Source organism: Thermomonas sp. HDW16, from assembly GCF_011302915.1.
Classification (GTDB): domain Bacteria; phylum Pseudomonadota; class Gammaproteobacteria; order Xanthomonadales; family Xanthomonadaceae; genus Thermomonas.
In genome coordinates this window covers 155,067-173,485 of sequence record NZ_CP049872.1, presented here as the reverse complement: position 1 = coordinate 173,485, position 18,419 = coordinate 155,067, and the positions used below count along the sequence as shown (strand labels likewise).

Below are 18,419 nucleotides of genomic sequence, written 5' to 3'. Positions count from 1 at the left end.
AGTTGCGCAGGAAACCAATCGTGCGGCCCGCGCCGGCCGGTGGGCTAAGATCGAACGATGCGTACCACCATCGTCGTCCTGATGCTGGCCCTGCTCGCGGCCTGCGCCACGCCATCGCAACGCAATCCGTTGGCCGAGTGGGTGCCGTCGCCGAACTACAACGCACGCAAGCCAGTGATCATCGTGCTGCATGCGACCGAGCAGGGATCGGCCGAACAAAGCCTGCGGACGCTGCGCACCGCCAACCGCGGCGGCAAGGTCAGCGCGCACTATTTGATTGGCGATGACGGCCGCATCTACCAGCTGGTGGCCGATGGCGAGCGCGCCTGGCATGCCGGCGGCGGTTCATGGGGCGCGATCACCGATCTCAATTCGGCCTCGATCGGCATCGAGATCGACAACGAAGTCGGCGAGGCCTACACCGAAGCGCAGATCGCCGCACTGCTGCGCCTGCTGGACGATTTGACCACGCGGCTGGATATCCCGAAGACGCAGGTGATCGGCCATTCGGATCTTGCACCGACCCGCAAGCGCGATCCGGGCTCGCTGTTTCCGTGGAAGCAGTTGGCCGAGGCCGGTTACGGGCGTTGGCCGCAGGGTGAATTACGCGATCCGCCAGCGGGCTTCGATCCGTGGTTGGCGATGGCGGCGATCGGTTATCCGCTGCAGGATCGCGCCGCCGCAGTGCGCGCCTTCCATCGCCACTATCGCGGACAGGACGATGGCGAAAATCCGGATGCGAGCTTCGATGCCGAAGACCTGCGCATCCTGTATGCGTTGAACGCGATGGTCGGCGCGGTGTCGCCCTGATCAGCGCGGCACGCCGCCCAACAGCGGATAGGGATTGATCGCCTCGCCCTTCCACCATTGTTTTTCCGGGCCCAGCACGAAGATTGCGAAATGCAGATGCGGCGCCTCCGCACTGGCATTGCCGGTGGAGCCCACGTAACCGATCAGCTCGCCGCGCTTGAGTGCTTTCTTCTCGGCGATGCCAGCGGCGTAGCCCTGCAGGTGCGCGTAGTAGTAGGCACGCGTGCCCTGCGGATCGAATTGGTAGAGCGTGATGCCGCCCTGCTTGCTGTCGAACAGCTTCTCGACATGGCCGTCGGCCACCGCGAAGACCGGCGTGCCGGCCGCCGCCATGATGTCGATGGCATCGTGCGAACGGCCTGCGCTGCGGGCATCGGTGAAGGTGTCGAGCAGTTGCGTGGCGGTCACGCCTTGCACCGGAATCAGCAGGGCGCCACTCGTGACGGCGGTCGTGCCTGTCCCGGTGGCTGAGACACGCGGTGCTGGCAAAACGGGAGGAGTTTGCGCGGGCGGCGTTGGCGTGGATGCGCTGCCATTGCCGATGGGCAACGGAATTTCCACCCGGTTCGGCGGCGAGCTGTCGCTCGGAGGCGCGGCAGCGGCGCGCTCGCGCGACATCACGAAATACACCGCATTCGCGCCAACCAGCGCGCCCAGCAGGAATAGCAGCAGGCCGCGCAGTGGCGAGGGCTTGCGTTCCCGCCGCATGGCTTATTCCACCATGCTCACGGTCATGCCCACGCTGGCGGCGCTGGCGACGGCGTGCGCGCTCCAGTTGGTCAGGCGCACGCAGCCGCTGGATTGGGTGCGGCCGATCAGGCCCGGCTCCGGGGTGCCGTGGATGCCGTAATGCGGCTTGGACAGCGCCATCCACATGCTGCCGACTGGCCCGTTCGGACCCGGCGGCAGCAGGGCCTTGCGGTCGCCGCGGCGTGCGGTGACGATCAGCTTCGGATCGTAGTTGTACCAAGGGTCGGCATTGATCGACTTGATTGTCCAGTCGCCGATTGGCAGCGGGAATTTCGCGGTGCCGCTGGTGATCGGGAACTGCGCATAGGCCTTGCCTTCGGCATCCAGCAGGCGCAACGCGGCATCGGACTTGTCGACTTCGATTTTCGCCGCCGGAGCCAATGGCGCGGCATCGCGCACGTTCGGCACACGCAGCATGCCGCCGGCGACATTCAGCGGCACATCGGGATTCATCGCGGCCAGCAGTGCCGGACTGGAATGGAATTTCTCACCCAGGCCCTCGGCAGCGCTCTGGTAGGTGATGTTCTTCATCTTCGACTTGGCCATCATCCCCGACGGCGTGGGCAGGAACGGGCCGGCCACGTCGGCTTCTTCGATGGTGTAGTCGACCAAGGCCGGCACGGCATCCTTGTCGAGCTCCGCCCAGGTCGCCTCGTCGAGTTCGCCGGTCGCCTCAAGCCCGCGCGACTGCTGGAAACCAGCCAATGCGCGGCGGCTCTTGCTGCCCCATGCGCCATCGAGCTCGCCGGGCGAGAACCAGGCGCGTTCGAGCAGGATCTGCGCACGCAATGACTTGCTGGGTTCGCCTGCGTCGTCCAGCACGGGCTTGGGCTTGGGCGGAGGTGGCGGCGCGGCGACGGGAGTCGACGGAATCGCCGGCGTGACCGTCGCGGGGATGTCGCGCACTTGCACCGGCTGGGGAGTGGGCGTTGGCGATGGGTGGATGCTCTCGGTGGAATTCACCCCGGCTCGCACCCCTCGAACATGGGCTTGCCCGTGCTCTGGGCATGGGCGGCGGAGGCAACGAGACAGGCGGCAACAGCGGCGTAGAGCGGCTTCATGGCATTCCCCGATTGATGCGCACAGGCTGCAGGAGGCCACATCGCTGCAATGTGAATACGCGTCGGGAAAGCCCCGGCGCATTCAGCCGAGGTTGGCGATCGCCCGGTTGCTTCAGGTCGCAGGGCCAGACGTGGGCAACGCCAGCCGCTTGGCTAGGTCGTCGCGCATCTCCACCAGTTCGCTGCTCAACTGCTTGCGCTTGGCCATGCCCTCGCGATGGATCTCGCGGACTTCCTCCACCGTGCGGATCAGGGTCTCGTTGACCGTGCGCAGGGTTTCGATGTCGATCACCGAGCGCTGGTTGGCGCGCGCCGTGCCCACCGAGGTGCCATGCACCAGTTCGGCGTTCTTGCGCATCAGCTCGTTGCTGGCGTCGTCGATCGCATTGGCCAGTTCCACCGCGTTGCGCTGGTCGGCCAGCGACAGCTGGATCGCGAACTGGTTGCGCCACATCGGGATGGTGATGTCGCGCACCGCGGCGAATTTCTCGATCAGCTGGATCGCGTTGGCCTGGATCAGGCGGATCATCGGCAGGGTTTGCTCCGCCGCATGCTGCAGCACGTGCAGGTCGGACACACGCTTGTCGATGAGGCGCAACGCAGTGTCGAGTTCGGCACGGCGGGTGCGCGACTGCGGATCCTCCATCCCGGCCAGCGATGCCAGCTCCTGCTCAAGTTCCGCAATGCGCACGCGGCCGGCGGCGACGTGGATGCCGAGTTCGCGGCGCTCGTCCAGCACCAGCGCATGCATCTGGTCGTACTCGCGCACGCGTTGCTGCTGCACTTGCTGGGTCTTGGACACGTCGCCCATCAGCTGGTCGATCTGCTTGTTGGTCGAGCTGTATTTCTGCACCAGCTCGCCCTTGGTCGCCTTCAGCTTGTCGATCAGCGGGCCGAGGATCGGCAGCTTGGAACGTTCGGAAAAACTGTCGAGGTTGAGGCTGCGCGCGATCCGCACCACCTCGCCGAGCTTGTCGCCGGACGTATCGAGGTCGGCATTGCGCACCTTGTCCAGCAGTTGCACCGAAAACGCGCTGGTCTTGGCGGTGGCGTCGCGGCCATAGCCGCTGAGGTTGCCGGGCGCGATGTCCTGCAGCGCCTTGCTCGCCTCGTTGATGCGGTCGATGTCCTGGGTGTCGAGGCCAAGGTCGGTGAGCGATTGTTCGCTGAGCGCGGCCGGCAGGAGGACGGGTTCGTTCTGCGAGGTCATGGGGCGTGCTCCGGTGCTGCGGGATGAAGTGGACTGTAACCGGCGAGCAGTGCATTCGCCGAGGCCAGCGCCTTGCTGGCCGATTGCAGGGTATCGCCGGCATCGCGCGCGGCCTGTGTCGCGTGCTGCTGGTCGAGCAGGGTTTGCACCAGCGGCAGCATCGGCTGGATGCGCTGCACCAGTTGCCGATGGTTGAGCCGGGTCAGCGCCAGTTGCGAGGCGGTGATGCGCCAGGCCTGTTGCATGACCAGCAAGTGCTGGCGTCGGCGCTCGATGGCATCGGCCGTTGCTTCGGATTGCGTGGCGGAAGCAGTGCCGAGATGGACGATCGCCGCATCGAGTGCCTCGATCGAGGCAAGCATGCGTTGTTCGTGCGCGGCGATGGCCTCATCGAAGCGGGCGAACGCGGCCAATCGGCCGTCGGCATCGAGCATCAGCACACGCAGGCGTTCGCGGAAGGCGCGGCCTTCCGCCTCCAGCACCAGGTCGCGGCCGATCAGGCGGCCGATCCAGCCCACGCGTGCGCGCAACGCGTGCGGATTCGCCGACAGCAAAACCGCCTGCAGGGCATGCACCGATTCCAGCAAGGCCGGCACCGGGCTGCCTTCCAGCGAGGCGATGGCGTCCGCGTGCCGCGCATCGCGCACGATGCCGTCGCCGAAGCCGGCGATCGCATCGTGTTCGAGCGGGACGGCGTCGCGCGTCATTCGGCCTCGCCGTCCTTCTTGTCCTGTTCGTGCTTGAAGCGCAGTTTCTCGAGTTCGCGCTCGAAGGCGATCTCGCGCTGCGTGCGCACGCGCGGCGGGTTGCGGCGCGGTTTGCCATCGCTATCACCCGCAGCCGCAGCGGGTGAGGGTGCGGACGAAGGTGCGCGCGCAAGCACGTCGGCCAGTTCCAGCAAGGCGCTGTTGAGCATGTCCTGCCGAGCGAGGGTGGCGCGCAGGATCTCGATCACCGGCGCCTGCTGGCCCTGCATCGCCGTGAGCAGCGCATCGAAATCGGGTGCCGCCTGTTGCGAAGCTGCGACCTGCGGCTTCGCTTGCAACGAACGCAAGGCATCGAGCACGGCTGGCCACGGTGCGGTTTCCTGTTTCTCCATCGGCGGCGTGCGCAGCGCATCCAGGTTGCCGGCGATATCGGCCAGTTGCGCGACCATGCGCCCGCCGACATCCGCATCGTCCGCGCCCATCGCCTTGTTGCGCAGGAAATCTGCCTTGATTTGCGTCCAGCGCGCTTGCTGTTCGGCGCTCATCACGCCACGCAGTTCGGCCAGCTTCAACAGGTTTTCCTCGGCGCCACTGGTCAGCAACTGCGATTCGCCGAGGTAGTGGTCGTCGATCAGCTGCTGCAGCTCGGCCTCGTTCATCACCGGCGAGATCTTCTCGGTCAGCTTGTTCATGTTGCGATAGCTGCCCTGCAGCTTGAACGGCGGCTCGACCCGGTACTTGTCCGCCTGTGCGGCACTGGCGATGTACTGCTGGTTGACCTTGTAGACGACGTCGCGCACCTGCATCAGTCGTTGCAGAACGGCCACGATCTCGTTGATCTCGGCACCGCTGTAACCGTGCTTGAGCGCATTGGTGGAGATTTCCTTGCCGCGTGCGCGTTCCGCCAGCAGGTAGAGATCGGCCATGTCGCGGGTGGCCAGCGGCGCCAGCACCGGGTTGGAGGTCAGGCTGTTCTCGATGTAGCTGAGCAGGAAGGACTCTTCCATGCCGCCGAGCACGTCGCCCAGGTTGTAGATGTCGGCGCGGTTGGCCAGCATGTCAGGGATCTTGAACACCTCGCCGGACTCGGTGTACGGGTTACCGGCCATCACCACCGCGAACTTCTTGCCGCGCATGTCGTAGGTGCGGGTCTTGTCGCGCCACACGCCCTCGATGCGGCGGGTGCCGTCGCATAGCGAGATGAATTTCTGCAGGAATTCCGGGTGCGTGTGCTGGATGTCGTCGACGTACAGCATCACGTTGCTGCCCATCTCCAGGCCCAGGTTGAGCTTCTCCAGTTCCTGCCGCGAGGTCGCGTCCGGTGCCTGCGCCGGATCCAGCGAGCGCACCTCGTGGCCCAGCGCAGGGCCATTGACCTTCATGAACACCAGGCCGAGGCGGTGCGCCACGTATTCCATCAGCGTGGTCTTTCCGTAGCCGGGCGGGCTGATCAGCATCAGCAAGCCCATCAGGTCGCTGCGCTTGTTTTCGCCGACCGTACCCATCTGCTTGGCGAGGTTGTCGCCGATCACCGGCAGATAGACGTCGTTGATCAGCTTGTTGCGCACGAAGCTGGTCAGTGGCCGCGCCTTGAATTCGGACAGGCGCATCGCCTCGCGCTCGCGCTGCACCACTTCGCCGCGAAGTTTCTGGAAGCGCTGCCATCCGGGTACGAAGCTGCGCTGGTGTTCCTCGAAGCGGGCGAGGAAATCCTCGATCGACAGGGTCATGCGTCCATCGACGATGCGCGGATGGGTGCCGAGCAGGCCTTCGACCTGGCCCTGCAGGGTGACGCGTTCGACGGCGTGATCCAGCCGCTTGCCGTGCAGGTAGAGCGCCACGGCTTCGTCGATGTAACCGTTGTTCGCGACAAGCTCCGGTTGCGCGGCGAGTGCGGTGAACGCCTGTTGCGCCAACGACCACGCTGCGCCGGGGCGCTCCTGCAGGTGCGCCATCGCCGCTTGCAGCACGCGGCCGTTGTCGCCGGCAAGCTTTGCGGCCAATGCATCGACCAAGGCCTGCGCGTAGGCGGTGAAGCGCAAGGGCATGGCCGCACCCTGTGCGCTGTCCACCAGGAACGCGGCGGCGGAAGAGGGGCGCGCCGCCGTGATCGGCAATGCGTTGTCGCGCAGATGTGCGTCGATGGCTTCCGCCAGTTCCGTGCTGGCAGCGGCAACCGCCGTACCGGCGGGCGACAAGGCATCGATGGCGCGTGCGGTGCGCAGCCGATCCAGCCAGGCGCTGCATGCGGAAGCCTCCAACGAAGCCCAATACGAGACCGCGAGTGCACGCGAGGCCGGATGATGGATCAGCGAGCCGGCACCGCGCTGCAACGACAGCAGCAGCTGCAGCAACTTCGCTGCATCAAAGTCGTGGATGCCCTTCTCGTAACCGTCGCGGTAGCGCGGGGCGGCGTAGTCGCGCACCAGCTTGTTCAGCGCATCGCTATCCAGCGCTGCGCGTTGCAGTGCGTCCATCGACAGCGCGTTGCGGCCCGCCGCGGCGTCCTGCAGCACCTGCCCGGCCAGGTATTCGCTCCGATACAGCGTGGGCGATTCGGATTCCAGGGTCACCGCCCAGTACGGCTGCAGCTCGGCCAATGCGGCGTCGTGCAGCGGCTCCATGAAGTCGGTGCCGGTCAGGTGCACGGCGAGGTGGTCGCCACGCGGCAACAACGTCAGATCGAGTGCCTGGGTGTTGACGCTGAAGCGGTGGCGCGGGCCCAGCTTGATGACGTTGCCGCCGTCTTCGAACAGGTCGCTGCGGTCGCGCAGGGCGCGCACGGCCTGGTCGCGCGCGGATTTGATCCGCGCTTCCACGTCGTCGGCCTTGACCGAGTCCTTGAGTTCGCGCAGGCGTTCAGCCAGCTCGCGCAGCTTGAGGATCAGAGCATCGCCGGCGAAGAAGGCGTTGAGTTCGTCGGGCGTCGCGAAGCGTTCGGTGCGCCGGCCCAGGCCTTCGAGGATGCGTTGCGCGGCATCGAACACCGATTGCGCCTTGCGCTGGCGTTCGTCGAGCAGGGCCTGCTTGTGCGCCTCGAACGCCTCCAGCAGTTCCTCGCGCTTGGACAGGATGTCGCCCAGGAACTGTTCGTGTTCGCCGAACTGGCTCTCCAGTTCCTCCAGCTGCACCATCAGCCGCGACAGTTGTTCGTCTGCTTTCTCCGGCGTGTTGGCCATGCCCAGCGCACTGGCGATCGACTGCGCGAACAGGGTGAACTGCGCGCCGAACTGGGCGACGGATTCGGCGGAACCCAGCGTCTTGCGGCGCAGGTCGGCGCGCGCCTTGGCCTGGTTGAGGCGCGCATACAGGCCGGAGAGCGCATCCACGACTTGCGTGCGCTGGGTGGCATCGTCGACCTTCAGCGAAGCCATGAGCTCGGACAGCATGTCGAGGTCGGCGGACATCGCCTGCATGCCGGCGATATGCTCGGCCAGCTGCTTCGCCGTGGTCGCCTTGCCGGCCGCATCGTCCAGCGCGGTCAGGCGCTGCTCGAACGGCGCCAGGGCCTTGGCCGAGGACAGGAACACACCGGTCGCGCTGCCCACGCCATCGTGCGCGGTGGACAGCGACTGCGCCATCGCATCGATGGCGACGGTATCGATGTAGCGGTAGTCGCGAATGGTCAGCAGGCGACCGCGCAGCGCCGAGATCGCATTCAGCGCATCGACGAACTCCTGCACCTGCGACCAGGCATCCGGCTGCAGGCGGCCGATCAGCGCGCGATGCTCGCTCTGTGCCTGGCGCAGCGCGTCGTCGGCCTGGCGGCGGATCTCCAGTACCTTCTGGAACTCGTCCAGCACCGATTCGCCGGTGGCCGCCACCTGGTGCAGCAAGGTGGACAGGCCGTCGCTGTGTTCGTCGTCGATCCAGTGATGCGCGTCGAACAGGCGGCGGGTCGCATGCGCCAGCAGTTCGTAACGCTGCGCGGAAACGTCCTCTCGCTCGATGTCGCGGACGAGGTCGTAGAGATTGGAGATCGCGCGCACCAATTCTGCATTGCCGATGCGGCCCAGCCAGGTCGTGCTCGGTGGCCGGCTGGCGGCGAATTCCTCGGACACGAACGGTGTCTTCCACACCTGCATGTGGTGGATGCGGGTCGGGTCGTCGTTCTCGGCGTTGAACAGCACCATGCGGCCATCGGCCAGGCGCGCATAGCCGTGCGCCAGCGTCGGCGGCAGCAGCTGGCGCTGGATCATGTTGTAGACCAGCAGCGCGGCCATGCCGGACTCGCGCTGGTAGAACACGTACATCACGTCCTCGCCGTTCGGCGAGCGGATCGCGCGCTTGTACTGCATGCCCTGGATGGCGGTATCGAACGCCTTGTGCTCGCCGTTCTGCAGGTAGTAGCCGCCGGGGAAGATGATGCCGTGGTCTTCCGGCAGCTGGATGCAGGCCTGCACGATGGCGTCGAGCCGGGTGACCTTGCCGGTCAGGGTGTTGAACACCAGCCCGCGCCAGGTGGTTTCGCGGTAGGGCAGGATCTTCAACAGGATCAGCGAACCGACCTTGGCGAAGTAGAACTGCGCGTCGTCCAGCGACTGCGTGCCGTCATCGACCGGCTCGCTGTACACGCCGGCGCCGGTCTCGGTGTTGTTCTCGGCCTTGATGGTCAGGTCGCCGCCGAGGGTCTCGACGAACAAGGTGTCGAGGATGTTGAGGTGCGGGAAACGGCCGCTGACCTCCATGTCCTTGGTCGCGCGGATCCATTCGAAGTCGAACGGCGCAGGCAGGCTGATGTCGCGTTCGCCGCGCGCGTCGATGTAGCCGATCTCGCCGGTGCTGGACAGGTTCCAGCGGAACACGCGCACGTCCTTGGCATCGGCGCCGATCTGGAACGCGGCCAGCAGCTTGCTGTCCTTGACCAGCAACTGCAGCAGGCGCGCTTCCTTGTAGTACGCGTACAGCTCGGTGAAATCGCGCACGAACGCGGGATCGGCGAGGAAACTGTGCGCCGGGTCGACCGGAGTGACGTCGTAGCCCTCGGCGGTTTCCACCAGCTTGTACAGGCCGAACACATCGCTCACCGACGTGGTCGACTTCAGGCCAAGGAACACGTTGTAGCCGAACAGCAGCAGGTCGCCGACCTGGACGATGTCGCGACCGACTGCGTTCTGCTCGCTGCGGATGCGGAAGCGCCCGGCGATCTCCATCCTGGAGTCGCCGAACTCCTGCAGCCGCTGCGTATTGAGCGCATCGGCGATCCCGCGCAGGCGTACGCCTTGATCTGCCAGGCGCTTGCGCAGCACTTCGTAGGCGCCGCCTTGGGCGACGGCGTCGTTGGTGCTGGCATCCGCGTTGCTGGCGGCGTTGGCGGGATTGGTCATCGCGTGCGGTTCCGTGTCTTGATCGACTGTCTGGGGCTTGCAATGCCCCGGCATTGCGCCGGGGCATCACGGGCTCAGGCTTCGGCGTCGTCCGGTGCCGGCAGCTTGGCCGGGGCGGTGCCCGTCAACTTGCCGAGCAGTTGCTGCAGCACCTGGCTCTGGCCGGTGATGCCGTCCAGCGCCTTGCCGATCGACACGCCCTTGGTCAGCGCATCGAACACGCCGCCGTCGCCACCGATCAGTTCGATGTTGGCGTTCTGCAGCGCCGTCGCCAGCACTTCGGCGTTCTCACGCGAGACTTCCTTGCCTGCGTCCAGCGAGGCCAGTGCCTGCTTGAGCGCCGCTTCCAGCTGCATGCGGAATTCCTCGTGCGCGCGCGCGTCCGGCGACATCTTGCCCATCGCCTCGAACTTGCCGGTCAGGCCATCGGCTTCGGCGGACATCTTCTTGCCGATCGCATCGGCTTCGGCTTCGCCCATCGCCTTGGTGGTGTCGGCCTTGGCCTGGCCCAGCTTGGCCACGCCGCCGGCCTCGGCTTCCAGCCGCTCGGCCAGCACGCGCGCGTCCGCGTTGCCCTGCTTGTAGTTGGCATCGGCCTTGGCCTCGATCACGCGGGCTTCGGCCACGCCGACCTTCTCGATCGCGGCGGCGGTGGCTTCCTGCACCTGCGCTTCGGCCAGGCCGGGCGCGGCCTGTTCGGCACGCGTACCGTCGGCCAGCATCTTCTTGGCCTCGGCCTGCTTGCCGGCGGCGATCAGTTCGGCCTCGGCGATCAAGGTCATTTCGTTGGCGCGATGCTTTGCCGCGGTTTCCGCCGCTTCGGCCGCCTTCACTTCCTTGACCAGCACCTGCTGCGCATCGGCCTCGGCATTCAGCACGGTGACCTGCTTGGCGCGGTCGGCTTCGGAGACTTCGCGGGTTTCCTTGATCTTTTCCTGGGCGACGGCCACGGTCTGCTCGACCAGGGTGCGTTCGCGGATGGTGTTGGCCACTTCCATCTTGCCGGCCTCGACCGCCTTGTCGCGCTCCACGCCTTGCAGCTGGACTTCCTTGTCGGTGGTGACCTTCTCCATCTGCGCGGCGCGCTCGACGCGCTCCAGCTCGATGGCGACCGCGCGGCGGCGGTTCTGTTCGGCCACTTCCACCTGGCGCAGCTGGTCCTGTTCGCGGATCTTGATCTGTTCCTCGGTCTCAAGGCGCGCTTTCTCGAAGATCAGGCGCTGTTCTTCCTCGACCTTGGTCGCCTCGGCGTGCTCGCGCGCGGTGATCACCGCGATCTCGCGCTTCTGGCGCGCCTCGGCCTCGGCCTGCTGACGCTCCATCGCGAGCAGGGCTTCGCGCGCGCTCACGTTCTTCTCGGTGATGCGCAGCTTCTCGTCCTGCTCGAAGATGTTGGTCTGGATGTTCTGCGCCGCGGTCAGCTCGGTGATCTTGCGGATGCCTTCGGCATCCATGATGTTGTTCGGATCGAGCTCGGACTTCTTGGTCTGTTCCAGGTAGTCGATCGCCACGTCTTCCAGCACGTAGCCGTTGAGGTCCTTGCCGATCACGTCGACGATGGCGTCGCGGAATTCCTGGCGCTTCTCGAACAGGTCGACGAAGTCGAAGCGCTTGCCGACGGTCTTCAGCGCCTCGGAGAACTTGGCGTTGAACAGCGCGTCCACCGCGTCCTTGTCCGACGCGCGGGTGGCACCGACGGTCTTGGCCACTTTCAGCACGTCCTCCGCCTTTTCATTCACGCGCAGGTAGAAGTTCACCCGGATGTCGGCGCGCATATTGTCCTTGCAGATCAGGCCTTCCTTGCCGCGACGGTCGATCTCCAGGTTGATCAGGCTGATCTGCATCTCCTCCGCCTTGTAGAGCACGGGGATGATCAGCGCGCCGGTGAAGTGCACCTTCGGCGTGGTGCTCATGTCGTTGACGATCAGGGCGGTGCCCTGCTCGACCTTGCGGTAGAAGGCCTTGAACAGGCCGAAGATGCCCAGCGCCAGCACCAGCAGGACGCCGAGGCCGACAACGAAGGGGAGGATCAGGGACATGGACATGGACAACTCCTTGGCGAAACTCGGTGGTGCTCAGCGGGAAAGGAACTCGGATTCGGACATCACGGTGTAGGCGTGGGACGCATCGTCGAAGGACAGCAGCACCACGCGCTCGCCGCGCGAGAACGTGGCACCCGGCGGTGCGCGTACCTGCAGGATCAGGCCGGCACCGCCATCGTCGAATTCGGCGCGGCCTTCGGTGTCAGTGACCTTGGGGGAAATCACGTTGCCAGCCTTGCCGAGGATCGACGGCGGCACCGGCGGGCGCAGCTTCATGATCAGCCGTGCCACCGGGCGCAGCAGCAGCGAGGTCAGCACCAGTCCGGGCAACAACGCCGCCACCAGCACACCGATGCCGGCAAGGATGCGTAGCGGATCCGGCAGGAACTGCAGCAACAGCAATTGCGCGAAATAGGTGATCAGCCAGCCGAAGAACGCCAACACGCTGAGGATCAGCATGAACGGGACGCCGGACAGGCCGAGCCGGGCGAGGATGCCGGCGCTGTCGGTGGCGGCATCGTGGTGATGATGCGTCTGCATGCCGTCCAGGCCGTCGTGGTGGTGCAGCAGGCCGTGGATGGTGTCGCTGTCGACCAGCCCGGTCGCGGCCAGCAGCCAGTACACGACGCAGAACGCCAGCAGGATGCTGTACAGCAGCGTCGGGAAGGTCAGCGCGGTGGTGTAGAACTCGATCATCGGCGACGGGCCTTTTCGGTACTGGGCGTGTTCGTGGTGGGGCGCGGCTTGATGCGTTTGGCGATGCGCTCGAGCACATCCGCCACGGGATCGATCTCCACGGTGCCCGCATCGTCGTGCGCGGACTGACCTGTCGGCTTTCCGCTCGTCTTTGCCGGATGCCGCATCCGCTTGGCCGACGCCGGCGCGGGTTCCGGGTAGGGCGCATTACCTGGTTGCCGCCGTGCGACGGCGGCCTGCGCGCGTTGCAGGCTGGCGGTCGCGCGTTGCGTGTCTAGCTGGTGCTTGAGCCGGCGCAGTCGATGTTCCAGCTGCGACTGCAACTGGGCGAATTTGGCTTCCTGCAATTCCATCTCGGCGGCGTCGGCTTGCATGTCCGCAAGCTGCGCGTGCAGGCGCACTACCTCGCCGGCCGCATCGCGTGCCGCCGTGGTGCGGCGGCGCTTGAGCTGCGCTTCCACGGCGGCTTCGGTTTCGCGGATCTCGGCCTTCAGTTGCTGCGCCCGCTGCTGGGTATCGATGCGGCGCGCCTTGGCGGCCGCGTGTTCGTTGCGGGTGTTGTGCAGCAGTTCGTCCACCTCGCGGATTTCCTCGTCGAGCAGGCGCTCGGCGCGATCGCCGAACACGGCATTGCCGACGCCCTCGATATCGTCCTGGATGGACTGGAACAGCTTGCGCCAGGGAAATGTCATCCGCGTGTCCCGGCCGGCGCGTCCAGGTACGGCGCGTAGGCATCGCTGGCGTGGATCACGTTCTCGGCCAGCGTCTCGATCTCGAACATCAGGTTGGCCAGGCTGGAATGCGTATCCAGCGAGCCGAACATCGCATAGCTGGGCACGCCGCCGATCGGCTGGATGGCGATGGTCGACAGCGGCAGCAGCTTGTGGGTGGCCAGCACGTGGGCGTTGAACGCGGCCGGATCGCGCACCTGCGCCACCGGCCACAGGAAGGCCTCGACGATGATCTGCTCGCCGCCAATGGCAACGAAGATCGACAGTTCGCCGTAGTCGCGCATGACCAGGTGCAGGCTGGGTTCGGCGCCCTCGATGGTTTCCAGTTCGATCAGTCCGTCGCGCACCACGCTGGTCTGCGCCAGCGCATGGCGGATGGTCGGCAGGCTCCAGCCCGGGCCCTTGCCGTCATCGGACGGAGTGGATTGCGCCGGGTCGCGCGCCTCGCGCATCGCCTTCTCGATCCCGGCCAGCTCCGCCGCATGTTCCGGCCGGATCCAGACGTCCTTCTTGACCAGCCCCTGCTCCCGCATGCGCTCGCGGAATGCACGCACATGCTGCGTCGAGGAGCGTTGCAGGAGAGATTTCATGTAATCAACTTATTTCATTGCATGTAACCGTGCAAGAGGCGTTGCGACCGTTCATCGGAATGGCTGCGGACGCATGTCGTGCCGCCCCGGGCGAATTGCACTAAAGAATTGCACTAAATTAGTGCAATGCCCCTCGACACCCCATCCGACGCCCTCGACGAACTGGTCACGCCGTTGCTACGGCTGGACGCGGCGGGGACGGTGGTCGCCGCCAACCTGGCTGCCGCACGCTGGCTGGGTGTTGGCTTGCGCCGCCTGCCCCGCACGCCGGCGGCGGCGCTGGAGCGCGAAACGCAATCCTTGGTTCGCGCGCTGCAGCAAGCCATCGACACGCCTTTGCGGCTGCGTCGGGTCGCGTTGGCCTTCCCCGGCAGCGATGAACTGCGCTTCGCCGATCTGTGGCTGACCCCGCGCGATGCCGGCGGTTACTGGCTGGAAGCGCATGCGGTCGACGAATTCCCCGGCGAGGATCCGGCGCAGTTGCTGCCCTCCGCGCTGAGCGCTTCGTTGAAGGGCCTGGCCCACGAATTGCGCAATCCGTTGGCCGGGATCAAGGGTGCGGCGCAGCTGTTGGCGCGGCGTGCCGATAGCGATGGACGCGAACTCACCGGTTTGATCGAATCCGAAGTGGAGCGACTGGCCGCCTTGGTCGATCGCCTGCTATCGCCGGCGCCGCCGCGCCCGTTCGAGCCGGTCAACATCCATGCAGTGCTGGAACGCGTGCTGCGCCTGGCCGAAAGCGACGCCGGCTGGGCCACGCGACTGGTGCGCGATTACGACCCATCGCTGCCGGAACTGCTGGGCGATGCGGATCGCCTGACCCAAGCGCTGTGGAACCTGGTGCGCAATGCCATCGATGCCGGTGCGGGCACGGTGCAGCTGCGCACGCGTGCCGAACATGGCGTGCGTATATTCGATGCGGTGCACGCGTTGGCGCTGCGGCTGGAGATCATCGACGACGGTCGCGGCATTCCGCCGGAGTTGGCCGAGCAGGTGTTCCTGCCGCTGGTGAGCGGCCGCGCCGATGGCACCGGGCTGGGGTTACCGCTGGCGCAGCAGGTCGCGCGCGAACATCGCGGCTCGCTGGCCTATCGCTCGCGCCCGGGCCACACCGTGTTCACGCTGCTGTTGCCAATGCAGTACGAAGCGGAGACCAACGATGGCTGAGCCTGCACGCATCTGGGTGGTGGACGATGATCGCGCGGTGCGCTTCGTGCTGGCGACCGCATTGCGCGATGCCGGCTTCGAAGTCACCGCCTTCGCCGCCGCCGCCGAAGCGCTGGACACACTGCAGCGCGAAGGCGCGCCGGCACTCGTGGTTACCGACGTGCGCATGCCCGGCGACAGCGGCCTGCAATTGCTCGACAAGTTGAAATCCGCGCAGCCCGACCTGCCGGTGATCGTGATGTCCGCGCATACCGACGTGGCCAGCACCGCCGGTGCATTCCGCGGCGGCGCGCATGAATTCCTGTCCAAACCATTCGACCTCGACGAGGCGGTGGCGCTGGTGCGGCGTGCGTTGCCGCAACGCGAATCGCGCAACATGCTGGCAGTAGATGCAAGCGTCGATGGCGAAGCTTCGGCATTGGTCGGCGATGCGCCGGCGATGCGCGCGCTGTTCCGCGCCATCGGCCGGCTGGCGCAGGCGCCGCTATCGGTGCTGATTACCGGCGAAACCGGTACCGGCAAGGAACTGGTGGCGCGTGCGCTGCATCGCGAATCGCCGCGTGCATCGCGCCCCTTCGTCGCGCTCAATACTGCGGCCATTCCGGCAGAGTTGCTGGAATCCGAGTTGTTCGGTCACGAAGCCGGCGCCTTCACTGGTGCGAACAAGCGCCATATCGGCCGCTTCGAACAGGCTGATGGCGGCACGTTGTTCCTGGACGAAATCGGCGACATGCCGGCCTCGTTGCAAACCCGTTTGTTGCGCGTGCTGGCCGAAGGCGAATTCTTCCGCGTGGGTGGGCGCGAGCTGATTCGCGTTGATGTGCGAGTGATCGCCGCGACCCACCAACCCCTCGAATCGCTGGTCGAAGAAGGCCGCTTCCGCGCCGATCTGCTGCATCGTCTTGATGTCGTGCGCCTACCATTGCCACCGTTGCGCGAACGCCGCGAGGATATCCCGCAACTGGCCGCGCGCTTCCTGGCCAATGCCGCACAACGCCTGCAGCTGCCGGCGAAGAAAGTGTCGAATGCCGCGCTGGAGCGCCTGCGCGCGCACGACTGGCCGGGCAATGTGCGCGAACTGGAAAACCTGTGTTGGCGATTGGCCGCGCTGGCGCCGGGCGCGACCATCGGCATCGCCGACCTCGATGGCGCGATGCCCGCGTCGCGCGGTGCGAGTGGCGATGCCGCGCAATGGCAGCAAGCGCTGGCGACGTGGGCGCGCGCGCAGCTCGATGCCGGTGTCGAAGACCTGCACGCAGCCGCCAAACGCGATTTCGACCAGGTGTTGCTGCAGGCCGCGCTGGATCACAGCGAAGGCCACCGCGGCGATGCTGCGCACAAGCTTGGACTGGGTCGCAATACGGTGACCCGCAAGCTGGGCCCGTCGCGCAAGCGCCGTTGATGGCCGCATCGGGGTTGAACCTGCGTCAATCGTGGTGGTCGAACGCAAGCAACGCATCAGCAAGGAGTACCGAGATGACCCATATATCCGCACGTGGCCTGACCTTCGCGATCGCCTGTTCACTGCTCGCCGCCTGCGCCAGTACGCCATCGACGCCGAAAGCCAAGCCCGCGGCGAGCACCGCGCAGAAAGCCGAGGTCAACCTCGCGTCTGCTTCCGGCTCGCTGGTCAGCGGCAAGCTGATGCTGGTGCCGATGGGCGATGGCGTGCACATCACCGGCGAAGTCGGCGGACTGAAGCCGGGTGATATCCGTGGCTTCCATATCCATGAAAAGGGCGATTGCAGCGCGGCCGATGCCACGAGCGCTGGCGGTCACTTCAATCCCGCTGCACAGGCGCACGGCCGCGCCGGGCACGGCGCGCACCATGCCGGCGACACCGACAACATCGTTGCCGATGCCAAAGGCGTGGCGCACATTGATGCGCATGTCAGCGGTGTGACCCTTGGCGGCGGCGCGCCCAACGATATCGCCGGCCGCGCGGTGATCGTGCATGCGGCGGCGGACGATTACACCTCGCAGCCGACCGGCAATGCGGGTGCGCGTGTGGCCTGCGGGGTGATCCGCATCGTGCGCTGAGCCGGGTCGGGACTCGCATGGCGGGCCGTGTCCGACGTCCAGGTTTCCGTCTCGTCGCGATGGCGTGACTGGTTTCGCGGCCGTTTTCCGCTAAGGAAAGTAACGGCCCACCGGAAACCCGCCATGCACCCCTCGTTCCGCCGCTGCCTGCCGCTCGCCCTGCTGGTGCTGGCAGCCTGTTCGCCGAAACCCGACGAGCAGTCCGCCGTGCCTGCGCCAGACGCCATATCTGCGCCAGCGCCAGCGACCGTCGCCGTTGCGCCGCAGGAAGAGCGCAAATGCAGCGATGACCCGCAGCCCGGCGAAGAAGGCAAGCTGCCGCGATGCGTTGGCGTGGCTGCCGTACCGCCGCCACCGCGCGCTTTCCACATCGCCTCCGAGGGTGGCCAATGCGTGATCGAAGGTGATGCCTGCACTCTGGAAAAGCCGTTCAAGCTGTCCGGCTGCGGCATCAAGGACTACTACACGTTCACCCCAGCCTCCGCCGGGGCCGGGTCGTTCACTTACCAGGGCAACATGATGGGCGCGCGCGTCAGCGGCGGCGGCGGCTACACCGTGGACGTGGGTGAAAGCGGCGGCACGATCCAGACCGCCGCCTCGCGGAATTGCGCCGGTGCCGGTGGGGTCGCAGGCTGCAATGGCATCAACATCCGTTTCAAGCTGACCCCAATCGCAGCCTGCGGGGCCGCACCATGAGCCGGCATGCGACTCGTGCGCCCTGCGCGATCGCGCTGGTATTGCTGGCACTGGCCGCGTGTTCGCCGAAGGGTGGTCAGGACGATGCCAAGCCTGCGACCTCGCCGGCAATGGCCGCCGTCGTGCAGAAAGACGAACGCACATGCAACAACGACCCGCACCCCGATGAAGAAGACACGCTGCCGCGCTGCGGCGGCATGGCAACGGCAGTCGCACCCCTCGCCTACCGTTTCGTCGGCGGCAGCGGTGATCCCATCGACCAAGTGGTCTGCGATATCAGTGAAACATTCGTGCTGGACGGCAAGCTGTTCGGTGTGGAGTTCAGCGGCGGCGTGGACGGCACCTGGAAGTTCGTTCGCACGCCGAACATTCCTGGTTTGAGCTGGAAGGCCGGCGGGCGCTATCACATCGAATTCCCGGATGGCCCGGCCAAACCCGGCACCATGACCACCGAGGGCGGTGGCACCACCACCGCCGGCAGCCAGTCGCGCGACACCGCCGGCGCCGAGCATTTCACCCTGACGCCGACCGAGGCCTGCACGCAATGAACACACGCAATCAAAGTCGGCCAGCGACGCGCAAGTCGCTGCCT

At 66.2% G+C, this 18,419-nt stretch carries 15 protein-coding genes; 6 read left to right on the top strand and 9 right to left on the bottom strand.

Going from position 1 to position 18,419, the window contains the following annotated elements; genetic code table 11:
- The first annotated feature begins 57 nt into the window (after positions 1–57).
- A complete protein-coding gene (locus G7079_RS00745; RefSeq protein WP_166054616.1) occupies positions 58–810 on the top strand; it encodes an N-acetylmuramoyl-L-alanine amidase in 753 nt (250 codons plus the stop codon).
- On the opposite strand, the gene G7079_RS00740 is transcribed toward G7079_RS00745, so the two are convergent.
- The 9 genes from G7079_RS00740 to G7079_RS00700 form a co-directional block, all read right to left on the bottom strand.
- Complete coding sequence (locus G7079_RS00740) at positions 811–1,518, bottom strand: M23 family metallopeptidase (RefSeq protein WP_166054614.1); 708 nt, start codon at positions 1,516–1,518, stop codon at positions 811–813.
- Between the two features lie 3 nt (positions 1,519–1,521).
- Positions 1,522–2,523 carry a L,D-transpeptidase family protein gene (locus G7079_RS00735; RefSeq protein ID WP_240906205.1) on the bottom strand — a complete coding sequence of 334 codons (1,002 nt, stop codon included), beginning with the start codon at positions 2,521–2,523 and terminating at the stop codon, positions 1,522–1,524.
- A gap of 210 nt (positions 2,524–2,733) precedes the next feature.
- Positions 2,734–3,831, bottom strand: coding sequence for a toxic anion resistance protein (locus G7079_RS00730; protein ID WP_166054610.1), 1,098 nt, complete (start codon positions 3,829–3,831; stop codon positions 2,734–2,736).
- A complete protein-coding gene (locus tag G7079_RS00725) occupies positions 3,828–4,538 on the bottom strand; it encodes a hypothetical protein (RefSeq protein WP_166054608.1) in 711 nt (236 codons plus the stop codon). Before G7079_RS00725 ends, G7079_RS00730 begins: the two co-directional genes overlap by 4 nt.
- Positions 4,535–9,865, bottom strand: a complete 5,331-nt coding sequence (locus G7079_RS00720) for a DNA repair ATPase (protein WP_166054606.1) — start codon at positions 9,863–9,865, stop codon at positions 4,535–4,537. Before G7079_RS00720 ends, G7079_RS00725 begins: the two co-directional genes overlap by 4 nt.
- A gap of 74 nt (positions 9,866–9,939) precedes the next feature.
- Complete coding sequence (locus tag G7079_RS00715) at positions 9,940–11,910, bottom strand: hypothetical protein (protein ID WP_240906204.1); 1,971 nt, start codon at positions 11,908–11,910, stop codon at positions 9,940–9,942.
- A gap of 30 nt (positions 11,911–11,940) precedes the next feature.
- Positions 11,941–12,603 carry a YqiJ family protein gene (locus G7079_RS00710; protein ID WP_166054604.1) on the bottom strand — a complete coding sequence of 221 codons (663 nt, stop codon included), beginning with the start codon at positions 12,601–12,603 and terminating at the stop codon, positions 11,941–11,943.
- Positions 12,600–13,295 (bottom strand): PspA/IM30 family protein, encoded by a 696-nt coding sequence (locus G7079_RS00705; protein WP_166054602.1) that lies wholly within the window; start codon positions 13,293–13,295, stop codon positions 12,600–12,602. The genes G7079_RS00710 and G7079_RS00705 overlap by 4 nt, the downstream gene beginning before the upstream one ends.
- Complete coding sequence (locus G7079_RS00700; protein ID WP_206203223.1) at positions 13,292–13,924, bottom strand: YjfI family protein; 633 nt, start codon at positions 13,922–13,924, stop codon at positions 13,292–13,294. Before G7079_RS00700 ends, G7079_RS00705 begins: the two co-directional genes overlap by 4 nt.
- Before the next feature lie 126 nt (positions 13,925–14,050).
- Between G7079_RS00700 and G7079_RS00695 the strand changes: the two genes are divergently transcribed.
- From G7079_RS00695 to G7079_RS00675, 5 genes are all read left to right on the top strand, one after another.
- A complete protein-coding gene (locus tag G7079_RS00695) occupies positions 14,051–15,091 on the top strand; it encodes an ATP-binding protein (protein WP_166054600.1) in 1,041 nt (346 codons plus the stop codon).
- Positions 15,084–16,493 (top strand): nitrogen regulation protein NR(I), encoded by a 1,410-nt coding sequence (gene ntrC, locus G7079_RS00690; protein ID WP_166054598.1) that lies wholly within the window; start codon positions 15,084–15,086, stop codon positions 16,491–16,493. Before G7079_RS00695 ends, ntrC begins: the two co-directional genes overlap by 8 nt.
- Before the next feature lie 74 nt (positions 16,494–16,567).
- Positions 16,568–17,131 carry a superoxide dismutase family protein gene (locus G7079_RS00685; RefSeq protein ID WP_166054596.1) on the top strand — a complete coding sequence of 188 codons (564 nt, stop codon included), beginning with the start codon at positions 16,568–16,570 and terminating at the stop codon, positions 17,129–17,131.
- Between the two features lie 123 nt (positions 17,132–17,254).
- Positions 17,255–17,827, top strand: a complete 573-nt coding sequence (locus tag G7079_RS00680) for a hypothetical protein (protein ID WP_166054594.1) — start codon at positions 17,255–17,257, stop codon at positions 17,825–17,827.
- Complete coding sequence (locus tag G7079_RS00675) at positions 17,824–18,375, top strand: hypothetical protein (protein ID WP_166054592.1); 552 nt, start codon at positions 17,824–17,826, stop codon at positions 18,373–18,375. Before G7079_RS00680 ends, G7079_RS00675 begins: the two co-directional genes overlap by 4 nt.
- Positions 18,376–18,419: the final 44 nt, after the last annotated feature.